This is a genomic window from Lysinibacillus agricola (genome assembly GCF_016638705.1).
GTDB classification, from domain to species: Bacteria; Bacillota; Bacilli; order Bacillales_A; family Planococcaceae; genus Lysinibacillus; species Lysinibacillus agricola.
Window position 1 is genome coordinate 2,056,060 of record NZ_CP067341.1, and the last position, 17,458, is coordinate 2,073,517.

Sequence of the window (17,458 nt, forward strand, 5' to 3'; positions counted from 1 at the left end):
ATCTAAGGAGTACATCAAAATGCAACAGAAAATACCTTTTTCAACATATGCAGTCATCGGCACGATGCTTTTCGGACTGTATTTTGGAGCAGGGAATCTTATTTTTCCAATTCAGCTTGGACAATTAGCAGGGACCAACTTTTGGTTTGGACTAATTGGATTTTTAGTAACAGCTATCGGTTTACCGTTTCTGGGTATTTTAGCCAATGGTTTATCAGGTAGTAACGGTTTGCGTGACTTAGCGAGCCGTGTTCATCCATTATTCGGCATCATCTTTTCATTAGCACTCTATTTAACGATCGGTCCTTTTTTTGCGATTCCACGTACAGCGACAGTTCCGTTTGTTGTTGGCTTTGAACCATATATTCAGGCTGAGCATACAACACTTCTACTTGCTTTATTTAGCTTCGTATTTTTCGCCATCGTTTATTATTTTTCATTAAATCCAGCGAAAATTATGGATTATATCGGTAAATATTTAACACCAGCCTTTTTGGTTGTGTTATTTATTTTAATTATTATTAGTATTTTAAAGCCGATGGGGCATTTCCAACAGCCAATGGGAGACTATATTGATTCAGCATTTATGACAGGTTTTAAAGAAGGCTATAACACAATGGATGCACTAGCGTCATTAGCTTTTGGGATTGTCGTTATAAATGCAATTAAAAGCGCAGGAATTTCAGATAAAAAGGAAATTGCTAAGGCAACATGGAAATCTGGTATTTTTGCCATGGCATTAATGATGCTAATATACGGTTTAATAACGTATATGGGGGCATCGAGTATTGAGGCTGTTGGTACATTTGATAACGGTGGTTTAATATTTGCTGCAGTGGCAGATCACTATTTCGGATCATTTGGGGCTATTTTATTGGCAGTTATTATTGTCCTGGCTTGTTTAAAGACAAGTATTGGCTTAATCACATCTTGTAGTGAGTTTTTCCACGAAGTGTTCCGAAAAATAAGCTATAAGTGGTTTGTTTTGTTATTGTGTGTTGTGTCGTTTACGATTGCTAACTTCGGATTAACGAATATTATTAAGTTTGCCATTCCAGTGCTGATGTTCTTATATCCGCTAGCAATTGTCTTAATTGTCCTTGCATTAAGCTCATCACTATTTAAAAATAAGCAAACGGTATACGCGATTGCTATGATTTTTACAATTTTTATTAGTTTGATTGATGGCTATAAAGCATTAGTAGTTAGCATTCCTACGGCGAAATTAAGTATTTTTGATGCAATTGAGAAAGCTTATTCGAACATTTTACCTTTTTACGACATGGGCTTAGGATGGATATTACCAGCGCTAATAGGGGCTTTGATTGGATATTTAATTCCAGCAAAAAGAATGTAATAGTTTTAAATACCACAATCTATGGGTTGTGGTATTTTTGTTTTGAGAGTTATTCACATACTGACATAAAAACTTAATTGTAAATATTTTGAGCATTTTAAGCAGGTTGATAACTTTAACACTGATAATGATGATTTTTTCGTAAATCATATAATTCGTTTGGTTAAATTAACCATATAAGAATGTTATTATTATGGTAGTAAATTTGAGGAGAAATTTTATGAAGAAAAAATTATTACAATCTTTCATGTTAGTCCTAGTGCTTTTTTTGATAGCCTGCAGCAAAGAAGAATCCGAGGATACGCTTGAGGAAGTTTCGGAAGGTATTTCAAAAGCGACAGTAATTAACAATGTATTTGAACAAACCATTACAAGCTATAAGACGAAGATAGAAGCAACTGTCGGTTCTAAAACTGTCGATTCTAAAAATGAACAATTAGAACAAACTTACACAATGGATATGGTAGTTCAGAAGGAGCCTTTTCTTATTTATTATAATTACGTTGATCCTGAAGATGTGACTAAGGCTTATATTGATATTGATAGCGAATATTACAATCTTAATAAAAGTGAACGCTGGTACAAGATATCTGAATTAGATAGGGCTGAAAAGCAGGAAATGTTAAGAGAAGGTTATTTATTAGAAAATATCAAGAGATTGATGGAATTTGAAGACATATTTGAACTTCAGTACCGAGAAAATGAGTACATATTGATTGCCAAAGTTACTGATTCATCAGATAAAAAGAGTCTAGCATATGTAACAGATTATGTTGAAAATAATATGAAAAGGGAATTGGATTCAAAGCGCTTAAAGACAACGATTAATGAAGTCAAATATACACTAATATTAGATAAAGACTTTTTACTGAAATCAACTAATATTATTGCGGATATAAATTTATATCAAGGAACTGAAAAGTCAAATATAATTTTAAATTCTGATATGGTTTATTCGGATGTAAACAATGTACATTATTTTTCTATGCCTGAAGGAATTAGTAGGAATTCCATTAATATGGATGAACTTTAAAACACTACAATTCTGGAACAATCGTACTAAAATATTAAAAGCGATAGTTCTATTTTATGAAATTTTATTTAATTACTTGAAAGGAATTTAAAAGTATAACGTATTTTAACAGAGAACTTACAAATTATACCGAATACTAGCTGCGAAACGGATAAAGGCCAAATATAAAATGAGTTCGATACAATACCGAACTCATTTTAAACATTCTACCTAATGAAATAAGGAGTGTTGATTAGGAAAAAATAGGTTTATGAGCGATAAAAGGATTTTTTTGTTGCTATTTTGCTAACATATTCCCATTTCCAACTGATTGTAGCGTAGGGCTACTCGACTCCCGCGGGAAAGCGAGTAGCCCGTAGCGGAAATCAGAGTCTTATAATTAATTAGGGTGGATAAAAATGGTTAATCAACACACCTGTAATGAAATAACCTTTTCTATTCCATATGTGCAATATAGAAAATTAGTAAGCTGTCCAACCACCATCAACAGCAATTACTTGTCCATTTACAAAGCTCGCTTCATCTGACCCAAGGAAAATAGCAAGCTGAGCGATTTCCTCTGGTTGTCCAGCACGTGGGTTAATGGATAAACCTAGTGCTTGGCGAGCTGCTCCGGTTTGACTCACATTTGTCATGGAAGAGGCAATGTTTGTTATAACAGCACCTGGAGCAATGCCATTACAGCGAATATTTTTATCTGCATACATAAATGCTGTGTTTTTTGTTAGACCAACAACAGCATGTTTAGAAGCAGTGTAGGCAGCCCCAGCACGAGCGCCATATAGACCGCCAGCAGAAATATTGTTAACAAAGACACCATGTCCTTGAGCAAGGAAAATCTCTGTTGCCATACGCATTGAACGCATAACAGAAGTTGTATTTACCGCGAATACTTTGTCCCAACGATCATCAGAAACTTCACCAACTGGCTCCATACCATCCATAATACCAGCATTATTAACTAAAATATCTAATTTGCCATAAGCATTTTTAGTTTCATCAAATAAGCGTTGTAAGTCTTCTGTTGAAGCGACATTTGTTTGAACGGCGATCGCAGAGCCACCAGCTGCTTCTATACCTTCAACAACAGTTTGTGCACCCTCTAAATTCAAGTCAGAAACTACAACCTTTGCACCTTCTTTTGCATAACCTTCTGCGATTGCTTTCCCCATACCTGACGCTGCACCTGTTACGATTGCTACTTTACCTTCTAATCTCATCAAAAAAACCTCCTATTATTTATAGTGTTTCACCAGAGTTTGTCCTAGTACATAATAGTGTATGAACATTTCCTGGATATATTATGTTAGATATTGAACATGTGTTCATTAAAATAATATAATAGTTTTGTAAGCGATTTCAATATGCAAAATACTAAAAACTGTTCAGTAATCAACACATATAAAAAATCTGTTTAGTAGGGGATGAAAATTTGAGCGTTAACGATTTAAGAGTTGTCAAAACGAAGCAAGCATTACATAATGCTTTACTGACTTTATTAAGTGAGAAGCCTTTAGAAAACATTACAATCGCAGAAATTTGCCGGGTGGCAAAGGTGAACAGAGGTACCTTCTACTTGCATTATGAGCAAAAGGAGGGGTTATTTGAGGAATATTTTCAGGAGATTATGGAGGATTTGTATAATTCCTATGAGGAACCGTACCGTGCAGTAACAACATTGGATAAGAATCAAATAGATCCAAATACGATTCGTATTTTTCATCATATTGAGCGCTTTAAAATATTCTATCGCATTGTTTTTTCAAAAAATGTGCCTCTGACCTACTATTACATGCTATTTGATGGAATTCATTCGCTCATGAAAAGAGACCTAACAGCTCATAAAACTCACAACGAGATATCCATTGATTATTATAGTGCTTATCAAGCAAACGCAATCATCGGTTTGATCATTCAGTGGTATCGTCAAGATTTTACAGATAGCGTTAGCACCTTGAATAAGCAACTTGCAGCTATTTTGCGAATTGGCGAAAATAAATGAGGGAATTTCCTATATTTCTTCGGCAAAACAAGGGGTGGGTGATTTCCGTTCCGACTGAGCGCTTTGTTGCTGTCGCTTCGCTAGCGTCAGCAACAATGTTTATCTGTGCGAAAGCGAAGCGTCAGCAACAATGTTTATCTGTGCGAAAGCGAAGCGTCAGCAACAACAACAACAACATAAGTGGAGTAATTGGCTCGACGCTCACCCACAGGAAGGCGAATAGCCTGGAACGGAAATCACCTTCATTTAAAGCATGACAACATGCACAAAGATTTCCTTGGCCATTTTTTAAACTCTATCAGCAATGTACTAACTCGTCATTAGTACATTGCTTTTTTATGACAATATTATTGAACGGTAGCAGGTGTAATTTGCTCACTTTTGCTTTTTACGTTTGATCTTTTTAAAGCAACGACTGCAGTAGAAATGGCCAAAGTTACAGCAATGATAATTCCTAACGAGCTACTATTACTCATTAGATTGTCAGAGCTTCCTCCAAAAATAATTGTGTAATAGCCATCTGCTCCATAAGTGGCTGGCAGAAGAGAAGATAGTTTATTGTAAAAATCGGATAGCATCACTTGTGGAACAAGAACACCTGATGTAACAAGTTGTAACGAAAGGGCACAAATATTAAAAACCATACCCAAATTACCAAAAATTATGACAAAGGATTGAACCAAGCAGAGGAAAGCCCAGAACATTAATGCTTGAAAAAGATAGATTGTTAAAAAGCTTTCTTCACTTGAAATATTAAAAAGATGCATTAAACCGATTGTTAATAACGGAAGGGTAAAGGCTACACCAATATTAATAAGCTGTCTTGCTAGGAACAATTGCCATTTTGAAATGGTATCTTGCACAAGTTGTGCAGCCTGCTGATGCTGCATAATCATTACCATTGCACCAACGAACGACGAAATAATAACCATTAATGGGACAAAATTCGCAGCGAACTCTTCAACATTATTTGTTTTAATAATAGTAGAATCTATTGCACGATCCTTTACGCTCATAATTGTTGTAGCAACGGTTTCGTTAATTTGTTGTGCTGTATTTTGTTCCATTGGCAGTTGTGAGAACTTTTGAGAAAATACGTCCATGGTCTTGCTCTGTTGTAAAGGATACGTATGGTGGTTAATTTCCTCTGTTACTTGTTTGGCTACTCCTTCCATCATGTTTTTTGTGATGCTTGCATTTGCTTGATTAATAGAGTAAATAATTTCAGCCTCTTTACCAGCTTGTAATTGACTCGTAAAGTCGTTTGGAATATGAATAACCATATTGATATTACGTTGATTTAATTCCTGTTCAGCATTGGCTAGTGAGGTGTAATTTTCTATTGTAAAAGGTAGTGTTTCTTTTATTTCATTTACTACTTGTTGCCCCATCTCTGTATCTTCACTAATTAATCCAATTTTTAAATTTTCTGTTCTATCATTTACACCATCATAGGCAGTCATCCAGACGGAAAAGAAAATTACTTGAAATGCAATTGTAATGACAATACCAACATAAGTTTCTCGAATTTTAAATAAAGCTTGTAAACCTTTCATACAAAGACCTCCTGTAAAGTAAGTACTTACTTGCATCAAGTGGAAAAATTTTTTCTAGGAAGTCAATCCCCTAGAAAAAATTGAAATGCTCGTTTTTAACAATATTTCAGTAGGCATATCAGAAACGATTGTTCCTAAACGTGCCCTTGAAATAAAATGCCCAAAATTAATAGCGATAAGAGATAACGCTACTGCTTCAAAATCAATCTCTCTAACTTTTCCTCTTTCATGCATTTCCTGCAAATAATGAATTAGCTCATTTTTAATATGGAGCGGGGTATTAGCAATCTCTTCATTAATTTCAGGGAACTGCATCGCTTCTTTAAAGCCAATCATTACAAAGTCTTTAATAGACATTAAAAAGTTAAAATGCTTTAAAGAGAAATTTAGTAGATCTGTTTCCAAATCCCATGTAGCATTTTTATTGATCTCTTCCTGCAAAATAGGAAAATAGGAAAATTGCTCAATAATGGCTTTTAAAATGCCACGCTTGTTACCGAAATGGCGAAAAATTGTTACTTCATTGACCCCTGCTAATTCAGCAATTGCTTTAGTTGTTGCCGCGGTATAGCCCTTCTCACTGACGAGTTGTAAAGCTGCTTCAATGATTCGTTCTGCGGTACCCTTTGTTGACAATAGAATACTTCCTTTCGTGCAAGTAATTACTTACATGCTAGCATAGAGCAATTTCTTATGCAATAAGAATATTAATGGAAAGGGGAAATCAAGAAACGCTCGGGTAGTCAAAAAAATCGGTCAGGTAGATTAAAATGACAAGCTGACTACTCCCACAGCTAAAGCAGTGGGGATCTTATATACTTAAGAGAAGCGTTACAAAGCTCTCCACAGATGGTGTTGCCATGTCCTGTGTACAACATCTTTGATTTATCTTCTGTTCCATAAGACTTTCTTATTTACACAACCGATGTTGTGTTGGCAATAAGTTTTAACGAAGGCAGGTAGCTCTACCTACGGAGGAATACCCCTCACTTGATTTGTTGGATACCTATGCTAAGAGGGAATGTTTTCTTTACTTGTTTCAAGTCTTCTATATGTTGATTGTGTAATTCTAAAAAGGTAGTAAACGTTTTATTGCATAAGTCTTGATTAGGTTGTTGTAAATTTGGATCACTATTCATCAGTAAAAACGCACTATATAAATCTCGTTGTACGAGATGACTTCCAATTTGACTCCAACGTTGATGGAGTTTTTTCTTTTCATAACGATCCGTCACATGGTTATACTGACTGGCTCGAAAGGTTATCGTATTTACTTTCTGTATCGTTTGCTTTGTGTAACCTAATTTTTGATGGATGATTTCCACTAGCATGGCTGGGGCATGATTCCCAATGCTTTTTCCAAAACGCTTTTTGGATTGGATTTTGCCCTGTATAGTTGTTTTGGTTTCTTTTGTACGTTTTGCCAATCCTTTAAAATGCATGGTTTCGATGTACACCTCATCGCCAAGAGACAAGATTTTATTTGCTAACGCACCATGTTTTTCTTTGATGTAGGAAGCTTTCTTTCGATATAATTCTTTTACTTGTTCTTTTGTTTTTTGATAGTTTTTACTATATGTCCAACGGAGTTTGACGCCATGTTTTATAGTCCCATCCTTTTTGAAATTGTTAGGATTGGTACTTCTACGACTTCTATCCAACTTGCGTAATAAACGTCTTTTTTGTTTCTCCAATAAAGGTACTTCTGGAGCAAGTTGTTGGATGAAAACTGTTTCTTCTGAAACAATCGCAATAGTAGAAGGACCAATGTCAATACCTACTCGTTTTTGTTTTTGATAGGAATGCCGAAAGGCTCCTGTAGATGGAATTCTCTTGGCAGGAGGAATCCCATCCATCACAAGTTGTACGTAAAAAGTATGTTTTCCACGAATCACTTTGTTGACTAGACGACAGTATTTAATGGTATGAAGGGCAAGGGATTCTTTTACAAACAAATCTTGTTTGCGAATACGAACAGGAAGGATTAATCCATTCCAAAAGACACTATTCTCTTTAAATCGAATGCCTGCTTTATTAGATTTCCCTTCTACAGAATGAAGCATTCCGTACCGTTTAAAGTGTGCTTTACTCCCTTTAAATAGAACATCTTGAACCGCTTTCCAGACAGTAGAGGCGATTTTCTGAGAAGTATTGCTATCTATATGTTTTTTATAGTTATGTTGATGCTTTTTAATATACGCATGCAGTTGATATTCACTTAATCCAAAAGATTGACGAATGTTATCTAATTCTTTTGCGATCTGCTTCAATTCTTTTGAATCATTCGTTTTTTTCGCTTTTTGATAGCCACGTAATTGTTTTCGATAGTGTTTTGAATCTTGCATGAAAGTATATTGTTTTACTGCATAAGACAAAGTTGTATTATAGAGTGTACGGGCAATTTCAAAACGTTTTAATAGGAGATCCTCTTGCCATGTATCTATAAGTAACTTGAGTTCTATAATAAAACAATCTTTCTTCCATTTCGTCATTACCCGTCACTCCTTTCTTTTTTGATTATTTACAATATACAATATAAACATATGTTCTATAAAGAAAAAGCACTTCATTCCTCCCACCTCTGAAGAAGTGGGCTTCCTGAAGCTCACTTCTGTGAAACACTACAGTTAAGAAAAGCTTTATAACTTTTTATGGAAAAACAAGCGTTGACAACTATATCGTCTGCTGATATATTTTACATATATCGTTTGTCGATATATTGTTAGACGATATAAAGGGGGATATTGTATGACACAGGAGCATCCGCCACTAACTGAGGGCGTTTACTATATTTTATTAGCTTTATTTGATGCACGGCATGGTTATGGCATTATGCAATTGGTAGAGGAAATGAGCAATGGTCGCGTTCGGCTTGGAGCGGGGACAATTTACGGAGCAATCAAAACATTACTTGAGCGCGGATGGATTGAGGCGCTAGATGGTGATGGACGAAAAAAAGAATATATTATTACAGAGAGTGGAAAAAAGGTTATTGATTACGAAATTTTGAGATTAAGGGAACTTTTTGACAATGGCATCCGTATAACAAAGGAGGATGGAACAAATGGATAAATATCGCTTAGTCATCAACCCATATGATATTGAGAAATGGGTCAATGATATGGCTAGCCAAGGTTGGCATTTGCAAAAATTCACTTGGATTCGTTTTATATTAAAGAACGTGGAGAACCAGGTAGCTACCAAGGTGAATTGGAGAGATTTGGTGCCTCATATGAAGAAGGATTTGGATGTATTTACAGATTAGTATGGGAGATGGCTGACAAGGTGGTTGCATATTATCTATTGAGCTGATAAGAGAATTACCTTTATTCAGACTGAGAAGTACATTTGCATCAAAATTATTTTCCGGGAAATCAGAAAAGTTAAATAATTCAATGAGCTAAATACTAAATTATTATGACTACTATAAGGCACATATTTAACCAAGAGTTCTTATCTGTATAATACGATACTTTAAAAGAGTGGAGGTGAGATATTATGAGAAAAAGAGTGTATCGTTTTTTTCTAGATTATGAAGAAGAAGAAGCATGGGTTAATGACATGGCGGAACAAGGTTGGCATTTAAAAGGAACAATTTTAGGCTACTTTGTTTTTGAAAAAGGGGAACCTGGACAATACATTTATCGCAATGAACTAGTCAATGGTAAAAGCCAGGACTACTATAATTTTTTAGAGTCAATGAATATTGAATGTGTTTCAAAATTTGGGGTTTGGGCTTATTACCGAAAAAAGAAATCAGAAGGGCCATTTGAATTATTTTCAGATAGTTCTTCGAAAATAAAATATTTAAAATCAATGAATCGTCTTTTTATATCAGTAACATTTCTAAATCTTTTTATAGGGTTTATCAATCTTTATATTGGTCTTGGCGAATCAACAGAAAAATTCTTAAACACTGGAGTATCGCTCATAAATTTTGTAGTCGCTATGATTATGTGTATACCGATTTTAAAAGTTGTAAAACGTAAAAAAGGACTGCAACGAGAATTACATATATTTGAAGGGTAAGGAGGAAAAAAGATGACATTACAATTAGAGAGTGTTACAAAGAAATACAAAGACTTCGCAGCGGTCGATAATCTGAATTTTACCATTAAAAAAGGGGAGATTTTTGGGCTGATTGGACAAAATGGAGCTGGCAAAACAACAACGTTCCGTATGATATTAGATTTGCAGGAAACGACAGCCGGTACAATTACATGGGACGGCAAGCCGGTTAATGCTATAAACCGTGATGTACTCGGTTATTTACCGGAGGAACGAGGCATTTTTCCAACGATGAAGGTAGAGGATCAACTTTACTTTTTTGGCGAGCTACGTGGAATGGAAAAGTCGGAGCTAAAGAAGGACATTGACTTTTGGATTAGCCGATTTGACCTAGAAGAAAAAAGGAAAGATAAGGCTGAAACTTTGTCAAAAGGGAATCAGCAAAAAGTACAACTGATAGCCAGCTTTATCCATAAGCCGCAGTTCTTAATATTAGATGAACCATTCAGTGGACTTGATCCCGTGAATAAAGATTTACTTCAGGATGCCATATTGCTTTTAAAAGAACAAGGCACGACGATTTTGTTCTCTAGTCACCAAATGGACAATGTGGAGGAGCTATGCGATCATCTTTGTCTATTAAAACGTGGAGTCTCCTTATTTTCAGGTAGTCTATTAGATTTAAAGAAACAATACGGAAAAACGAGATTGGCAGTACGTACAGAGTGGTCGACAACTCAATTGTTGGCACTAGAAGGTGTCAAAGATGTTCGAGTAGAGAAAGAGCAAACGGTGCTCACTCTGGAGGATGAGAGCTTTGCACAAAGTATTTTCGAGCAGCTTTCAAATGGCAAATATATTGAAAAGTTTAGTTTAGATTACTTATCGTTAGATGAGATCTTTAAGGATAAGGTAGGTGGCAACATTGTCGAAGTTTAATTTATTAATGAAACAACTTTACAAATCAAAATTGAAATCAAAATCATTTGTTTTAATGACATGTATTTATATACTTGGGATGTCTGTCGCAATTTTCTGGTCGGACATTAAAGAGCTTTTTACAGGCAATGATCAAGCGCAACAAATTGCAATAGTCAATGAAACAACAGCCGATTTAAGCGGGATCTTTGTATCCAATGGCGATATGGAATTTATACAAAATGAATCCAATATATCGGTGCTAGAGGAAAAAGTCAAAGATGAAAAGCTAGATGCAATTATTAAAATAACAGATCAAAATGATCAGCTACATGCTGAAATTGCCACTTTCACTCCGCTGAAATTAAACGATCAAGCTTCGATATCTTCGTTACTGCAATATGCTGGTCAAAACTATACTGTACAACAGTTATCACTTACACCAGACCAAGCAGCTCAAATTGTGGATGCAAAAACGATTATCTCTAATAAAAACTTAAATGAAGAGTCTGCAGGCGGTAAAAGTGAAGAAGAAAAGCAATCAGGACTATGGGTATCCTATGCAGTTGGTATTTTAATCTATTTCTTTATTTCTACATTCCTATCCATGATCACAACAGAAATTGCTTCAGAAAAAGGTTCACGTGCAATGGAGATGCTACTAGTAAGTGTAAAGCCAGCTACCCATTTTAAAGCTAAAATTGCCGGTGTACTATTACTGGCATTAACACAGATGGGTATTATTACAGTTGTTTTCCTTATCTATGCGAAATTTGTGAAGAACGGCGTTATTTGGGATGCGGCAGCTAGCATTGTTAAAGAATTGTCGTTGGGTTACGTAATATATGCAATTCTATTCCTACTATTAACAATTATTCTTTATTTAATTGTTGGGGCTTTATTCGGTTCATTAGTGTCTAAAGTAGAGGAAGCAGGTCAAGTATTAATGCCTGCGATGATGATTACATTAATTGGCTTCTATGTTATGATATCAGGAATTGGCAATCCAGATACGATTGTCATTAAGATATTCTCTTATATTCCATTTACGTCTGGAATGGTCATGCCGATGCGTATCGGAGCTACTGATATAGGAGTAATGGTACCACTTCTATCGTTAGGTATTTTAATTGCGACGATAATTGTGGCTTATTTATTCAGCATATCATTCTACAAACGCAGTGTACTAACTTATAGTACAGGTGGCGTTATTCAAAAAATTAAAACCGTGTTAAAGGTGACAACATGATGAGGAAAGCAGCTACATTCTAAGAAGAAAAGGAACGTCCATTTTTAAAGAAATAACATATATATGAACAGCACACCGAATAGTGGACACTTACAAAAAAAGTGCCCTATTCGGTTTTTTTATAATATCAGTGAATGATATAAGGATGGTCCGTTAATTGAGTGCAAATAATTTGAAAAAAACCGTGATTATCGAGGAAGGTTTTGCATGAATTAAGATTCGGAAAGTTTTTTCTGGATTTCCAGACGGTAGTCTTTACTTCTTAATAATTTGGATTCGAATGAATTCATATTTTTTCTGATTAGTAGTCCCTGCCAGAAGTTCAAGTCATCTGTTAAAATTACCATTTCGATTTTATTGCCATGATGATCTTCTGCATATATTGCGTCGTTAAGCACAAATGCAGTCGAACCACCTTTTGCTCCTAGATGGACAAAACGTTCATGATTCTGCTCGTTATATTGCATCGGCCACTCTAGTAAATCTCTTATAGTAACAGCAGCTCCCTCTGGAAGTTCGTCATTCGAAATGACCGCTAACAACTTCCCATAGTCATTTGCTGAAGCACCTATTAAACGATCCGACCATACTTTTTGCAGATTCATAGGCATATCAAATGATATATCCTCAGCTTTAATCGTTCCAACCTTCATTTGTTCACTTAAATCTTCTGCTTTAGAACGATATGTTGCTATCGGCATCTCTCTAAGCTTTTTGATCAACTGTTTCTCACTCAACGTTTCGTTCTCTATGTGTTCAGGGATTAACAGTGCACTAACAATTGGATAGACCTCCTCATGCTTTGTCAGTTTTAGAGATTTTGCTCTCTCATTAATGTTAGTTATGCCTAGTAAATCAATGAGAAAATCTGTATTGGCATTAGAGCTGTAGGTAATCATTCCTTTTGCAACATCATGCAATGTTACTTCATTGTTTTTAATTTTACCTTCACTACTCATTGTTTTTAGCCAATCTTCATGTGCGTTACCGTCTGTGTTTTTTATGTAATAACGTTTTAAAACGTCTAACGACACAGGGCTGTCTTTAGTTATTATACCTGCATTAATTTGCATCGCGTATTCGACAGCAATTAGCATTTTTACTGTGCTTGCTAGTGGTCTGACTATATCTGATTGATAACTGATTAATTCCTCACCATTTTCCGCGACATAAAGAGAAGTGGTTTGTGGGTAGTCCTTCAAATGGTTCAGAACATAATCAGGATTATCCCTGAAAAAGAAGTAGCTCGCAATCCCAACAACGAGAATAAATGATCCATAAATTATTATTCGTTTTTTCGTATATGTTTTTTTATCGAAGACTATCATTGCAACAAAGCCCGCAATCAATGCAAATAAATAATTAACATTAAAAAATAGCACAGCAACGATGATTCCTAGTACAATCAATCCAGTTACGATTGTCTTTCTAATTTCCTCCTTTGTCCTGTTCTCTTTTTTGAGTAAAGACAAGAGTGAAAACATCACGATTCCTAGTAGCCCAATCCACGCCCAAATATTCATCCAGCAACTTCCTTTCTGGTAAGTTCTATTTTTATCATTCTCTATGTAAAAGTCGTTTTGAATACCTCCACTTAATACCCTTAAATGAGTAATAGTAAACGTTGGGGTAAAACCAGATTTTTAATTTGTATGTATCATAATTTAAGTATTTATGAGGTTACTTGATAAAAGCCTACACATCCACACTCATGAAATAAATACTCGCTAGTTTTTGTTGAATTTTGATAAACATAATTTGGTTGCTTTCTTAGTTTAAGCATGCCAATATTAGAAAGTAATGTAAAGTATTTCACGGAATCATTCGAATTTCCTATTAAAACAAGCTATAATTTTTTTAGGAGTGATGCCACTATGTTATCTAAATTAGAAGGTTGAAACTTTCCTAAAACACAGTCAAATAAACTTTTTGCAACGTCTATAGAGAAGGAACAGTATTTTCAAAAGCTTGAATATCAAGTTTTTTGTTGATGTAGCTAACTCAGCACATTATAGCTTTCAACTAGAGCATCATCAGAGTTCTTACTATATTAAGATGCGTGTTGATTAGGAAAATAAAGGTTTACTATTGACTGACAAAAGAAATTTTTTGTTAATATTTTGCTAGTGTATGCCTATTTTTAATTGATTGTAGCGAAGGGCCACTCGATTCCCGCGGGACAGCGAGACAGACGAAACCCTGCACGCCATCTTCTAAATGAATTTTGGTGGATAAAAATGGTTAAACAATACACATAATATATGGTGGACTCTTATTTAGTAAGGCTTGACTAAAATGAAACTTTTTCAGCTTGAAATCGTATGTAAATAAAAGAGATAAATCGCAGGGGGTATAACTTTTATGTCTGAATTCGACAACGACCTATTAAAATCAAAGGATCCATTCGCATCAGAAAATCCATTATTACAGCCTAATCCATTATTACAGGTGGAGCAAGAGCCAAAAAAACCAGTACTTGTTTCTGAGCAAGAGCTATCACAAATTGCTCAAAATCAACTTGCTTTAAAGCAAGATCCTGAGGTTCATACATTAGCACAAAAAATTGATGTGAAAGACCAAATTGCTATGCTGGAGCTTGGAAAAGAAACTGCGAATGGTATTTCTACCTTTTCAGATAAAATGCTAGCAACGATGAAAACAAGTAAGCTTGAGGAATCAAGTGTATTATTAAATAATTTAAATAGAATTATGGATAAATTTGATCCTCAAGATTTTGCGGAGGACAAAAAAGGTGGCTTCCTTACGAAGTTGTTCAGTAAAGGAAAGGAACAATTAGAAAAGTTTCTATCCAAATATGACAGCATGAATAAAGAAGTGGATGTCATTTTCCATGAGGTTCAAAAATACGAAGGTGAAATGAAACGTAATACAGTTGATCTAGAAAACTTATATGATCAAAACTTAAACTATTTCCAAACGTTAAGTCAATTTATAGCGGCAATTGAAGTGAAAACGGATGAAGTACGTTCATCATTACCAGCACTTGAGCAAAAAGCACAAACAGGCGATCAATTAGCAGCGATGGAATATGAAACAATGGTACGTGCCGTTGATTTACTAGAACAACGTCGTTATGATTTAGAAATGGCGCAACAAGTGTCATTCCAATCTGCTCCACAAATTCGGTTAATGCAGCAAGGTAATAACCACTTAATTGCTAAAATTAACTCTGCATTTGTGACGACAATTCCTATATTCAAGCAAGGGCTTATTCATGCGGTGACGTTAAAGCGCCAAAAGCTTATTTCTGATTCAATGAGTGAATTAGACCGTCGTACAAATGAAATGCTTGTCAAAAATGCAGAAAATATTAGTAAAAATAGCGTTAATATCGCGCGTGCAGCTGGTAGCCCAAGCATTAAAATCGAAACAATTGAAACGACATGGCAAACAATTATGTCTGGTATTCAAGAAACGAAGCAAATTCAAGCAGAAACAGCTAAAAATCGTGAGGACGGCCGTAAACGTATTGAACGTCTGCAGCTTGAGTACGAAAAACTGAAAAAAATGTAATCGTGAATCTTCTTGCAAACTTACCTTGCAAGAAGATTTTTTTTGACAAATCAGAAATTCCTCATTATGATAAGGTAAATGAGAATGATTATCAAAGAAAAAAGGAAGCGGAAAGATGCTAAACAATGCAATTCGATTACATAAAATAATCAATCATGGAGTAAATAAAAGATGATAAGCAAAATGAATCCAACGTCATTATCCTGTGAGTCTTTAAAGGATGGAGCACTTGCGATTAATACGACAGAAAACTTAATGCTTGTGTTAAAAAGTCGCTACCATGCATTAACGCATATAGAAGAGCTGTACAATGCCATACATATAGATTTAGATGAAAAGCACACAGTTTTAGAGCAAGAGAGGAAAATTTTAAAGAAACAAAATTTAAAGCTTGTGGAAGACATGCAAAAAATAAAGCAGCAATGCACTGTCTTACAAAAAAAACTAACGGAATATAATTGTGTCGTAGATGAGCTCAAGGAGATTCGCCGACAAAATACAGAGCTATTAATTGAATTAAGTAAATATACTTCTCTGTCAAAGGAATCCCTGTCAGGTCCTTTAAAATCTATGATTCGCGATATGCGAAAGCAGGGTGTAGGTATTAAAGAAATTCACATTCGCATTAAACGTCAAATTAATCCTGATATTAGCTATAGTACGGTGCGCAAATATATTGCTGAGCTTGAATCTGAAATTAAAGAGTAACATTATTAATGTCAACTTATTAAAACTTGGCATTTACAGTTACCATTCAAAGTCCTATAATAAGTCTATTCTTTAAATGGTAATATTACGCAAAGTCGTATAGATTCATATGGAGTAGGAGAGTTAGAGGCAATGTCAAATGAGAAAAAAGGGGTTTTGGCGGCTTTTTTAGCCTATGCTTTGTGGGGTGCATTTCCGCTTTATTGGAAATTACTTGAGCATGTGCCGAGTATGGAAATTTTACTATCGCGCGTCATTTGGTCCTTTGTCTTTACAGTACTAGCAGTAATAGTATTTGGAATGCGTAAGGAACTTCTCGCAGACTTAAAATATTTGTGGTCACACCAAAAGCATTTTTGGCAGCTTGTTGGGGCTTCATTTGTTATTTCAATGAACTGGTTTTTATATATTTGGGCAGTTACGCATAACCACTTAATAGAAACGAGCTTAGGCTATTATATTAATCCTTTACTGTCAGTGATTTTTGGGGTTGTTTTCTTTAAAGAAGCACTTAGTCGTGCGCAATGGGCGGCTACCGGAATTGCCTTTATGGCTGTCATTATTTTAACGATTAATTATGGGTCAATCCCATGGGTAGCACTTCTTATCGCTTTATCCTTCGCTATTTACGGTGTTCTGAAAAAGAAAATTAAGCTTGACGCGACAAGAGGTTTAGCTATTGAGACGTTATTTATACTACCGTTTGCATTAGGCTATTATGTTTACCTCTTTACAACGAATCAAGCCTCATTTTTACATGTGGATGTGAAGACAGACATCCTCATGATTGTAAGTGGTATCGTGACAGCAATACCGTTAATTTTATTTGCGAAAGGTGCACAAAATATTCCACTCTATTTATTAGGCTTTATTCAATACGTATCGCCAACGATTGTATTAGTTTTAGGGATCGTGCTTTATAAGGAACCGTTTAGTCAAATAGAGCTCTTGGCATTTAGCATTATTTGGGCAGCCTTACTACTGTTTTCAGGCTCGAAAATCATTGAAACGAGAAGGGCTCAGCATAAATCTGCATAAAAAAGGACTTGTAGATATATTAATATAAGGTAAATAGTATAATAAAATAAAACCA

The 17,458-nt window shown here is 35.1% G+C and carries 17 protein-coding genes; 12 read left to right on the forward strand and 5 right to left on the reverse strand.

The annotated features are described in order from the left end of the window. The first annotated feature begins 19 nt into the window (after positions 1 to 19). Both brnQ and FJQ98_RS09765 read left to right on the forward strand, forming a co-directional pair. The gene (gene brnQ, locus FJQ98_RS09760) at positions 20 to 1,357 is read left to right on the forward strand and encodes a branched-chain amino acid transport system II carrier protein (protein ID WP_201406686.1); all 1,338 of its coding nucleotides are present in this window, start codon (positions 20 to 22) and stop codon (positions 1,355 to 1,357) included. A 220-nt stretch (positions 1,358 to 1,577) separates the two neighbouring features. Continuing rightward, a complete protein-coding gene (locus tag FJQ98_RS09765) occupies positions 1,578 to 2,390 on the forward strand; it encodes a DUF6612 family protein (RefSeq protein ID WP_053593634.1) in 813 nt (270 codons plus the stop codon). Between the two features lie 461 nt (positions 2,391 to 2,851). On the opposite strand, the gene FJQ98_RS09770 is transcribed toward FJQ98_RS09765, so the two are convergent. After that, positions 2,852 to 3,610, reverse strand: a complete 759-nt coding sequence (locus FJQ98_RS09770) for an SDR family oxidoreductase (RefSeq protein WP_053593633.1) — start codon at positions 3,608 to 3,610, stop codon at positions 2,852 to 2,854. A gap of 212 nt (positions 3,611 to 3,822) precedes the next feature. Here FJQ98_RS09770 and FJQ98_RS09775 point away from each other — a divergent pair, with 212 nt between their 5' ends. After that, positions 3,823 to 4,392, forward strand: coding sequence for a TetR/AcrR family transcriptional regulator (locus FJQ98_RS09775; RefSeq protein WP_053593632.1), 570 nt, complete (start codon positions 3,823 to 3,825; stop codon positions 4,390 to 4,392). Continuing rightward, positions 4,389 to 4,649, forward strand: coding sequence for a hypothetical protein (locus tag FJQ98_RS09780; RefSeq protein ID WP_053593631.1), 261 nt, complete (start codon positions 4,389 to 4,391; stop codon positions 4,647 to 4,649). Before FJQ98_RS09775 ends, FJQ98_RS09780 begins: the two co-directional genes overlap by 4 nt. A gap of 90 nt (positions 4,650 to 4,739) precedes the next feature. Here FJQ98_RS09780 and FJQ98_RS09785 read toward each other — a convergent pair whose 3' ends face one another. The 3 genes from FJQ98_RS09785 to FJQ98_RS09795 all read right to left on the reverse strand — a co-directional run bounded on the left by FJQ98_RS09785 (position 4,740) and on the right by FJQ98_RS09795 (position 8,440). Continuing rightward, on the reverse strand, positions 4,740 to 5,948 hold the full coding sequence (locus tag FJQ98_RS09785) for a YhgE/Pip domain-containing protein (protein ID WP_053593630.1): 1,209 nt from the start codon (positions 5,946 to 5,948) through the stop codon (positions 4,740 to 4,742). Between the two features lie 54 nt (positions 5,949 to 6,002). Beyond that, complete coding sequence (locus FJQ98_RS09790; protein WP_053593629.1) at positions 6,003 to 6,584, reverse strand: TetR/AcrR family transcriptional regulator; 582 nt, start codon at positions 6,582 to 6,584, stop codon at positions 6,003 to 6,005. Between the two features lie 350 nt (positions 6,585 to 6,934). After that, positions 6,935 to 8,440, reverse strand: coding sequence for a hypothetical protein (locus tag FJQ98_RS09795; protein ID WP_201406687.1), 1,506 nt, complete (start codon positions 8,438 to 8,440; stop codon positions 6,935 to 6,937). A gap of 256 nt (positions 8,441 to 8,696) precedes the next feature. Here FJQ98_RS09795 and FJQ98_RS09800 point away from each other — a divergent pair, with 256 nt between their 5' ends. The 5 genes from FJQ98_RS09800 to FJQ98_RS09820 all read left to right on the forward strand — a co-directional run bounded on the left by FJQ98_RS09800 (position 8,697) and on the right by FJQ98_RS09820 (position 12,123). Continuing rightward, complete coding sequence (locus FJQ98_RS09800) at positions 8,697 to 9,020, forward strand: PadR family transcriptional regulator (protein WP_053592891.1); 324 nt, start codon at positions 8,697 to 8,699, stop codon at positions 9,018 to 9,020. Beyond that, positions 9,013 to 9,213 carry a DUF2812 domain-containing protein gene (locus FJQ98_RS09805; protein WP_053592892.1) on the forward strand — a complete coding sequence of 67 codons (201 nt, stop codon included), beginning with the start codon at positions 9,013 to 9,015 and terminating at the stop codon, positions 9,211 to 9,213. Before FJQ98_RS09800 ends, FJQ98_RS09805 begins: the two co-directional genes overlap by 8 nt. 233 nt (positions 9,214 to 9,446) lie before the next feature. Next, complete coding sequence (locus FJQ98_RS09810; protein WP_053592893.1) at positions 9,447 to 9,977, forward strand: DUF2812 domain-containing protein; 531 nt, start codon at positions 9,447 to 9,449, stop codon at positions 9,975 to 9,977. Positions 9,978 to 9,989: 12 nt separating this feature from the next. Continuing rightward, positions 9,990 to 10,895, forward strand: a complete 906-nt coding sequence (locus FJQ98_RS09815) for an ABC transporter ATP-binding protein (protein WP_053592894.1) — start codon at positions 9,990 to 9,992, stop codon at positions 10,893 to 10,895. Continuing rightward, positions 10,873 to 12,123, forward strand: coding sequence for an ABC transporter permease (locus FJQ98_RS09820; protein ID WP_241774480.1), 1,251 nt, complete (start codon positions 10,873 to 10,875; stop codon positions 12,121 to 12,123). The genes FJQ98_RS09815 and FJQ98_RS09820 overlap by 23 nt, the downstream gene beginning before the upstream one ends. A gap of 212 nt (positions 12,124 to 12,335) precedes the next feature. Here FJQ98_RS09820 and FJQ98_RS09825 read toward each other — a convergent pair whose 3' ends face one another. Further along, the gene (locus FJQ98_RS09825) at positions 12,336 to 13,646 is read right to left on the reverse strand and encodes a serine hydrolase (RefSeq protein WP_053592896.1); all 1,311 of its coding nucleotides are present in this window, start codon (positions 13,644 to 13,646) and stop codon (positions 12,336 to 12,338) included. An 838-nt stretch (positions 13,647 to 14,484) separates the two neighbouring features. On the opposite strand from FJQ98_RS09825, the gene FJQ98_RS09830 reads away from it, so the two are divergent. The 3 genes from FJQ98_RS09830 (at position 14,485) to rarD (ending at position 17,403) form a co-directional block, all read left to right on the forward strand. Beyond that, positions 14,485 to 15,657 (forward strand): toxic anion resistance protein, encoded by a 1,173-nt coding sequence (locus FJQ98_RS09830; protein ID WP_053592897.1) that lies wholly within the window; start codon positions 14,485 to 14,487, stop codon positions 15,655 to 15,657. A gap of 171 nt (positions 15,658 to 15,828) precedes the next feature. Beyond that, a complete protein-coding gene (locus tag FJQ98_RS09835) occupies positions 15,829 to 16,365 on the forward strand; it encodes a hypothetical protein (protein WP_053592898.1) in 537 nt (178 codons plus the stop codon). A 132-nt stretch (positions 16,366 to 16,497) separates the two neighbouring features. After that, positions 16,498 to 17,403: an EamA family transporter RarD gene (gene rarD / locus FJQ98_RS09840; RefSeq protein ID WP_053592899.1), complete on the forward strand. Its 906-nt coding sequence runs from the start codon at positions 16,498 to 16,500 to the stop codon at positions 17,401 to 17,403. The last annotated feature ends 55 nt before the right edge of the window (positions 17,404 to 17,458 follow it).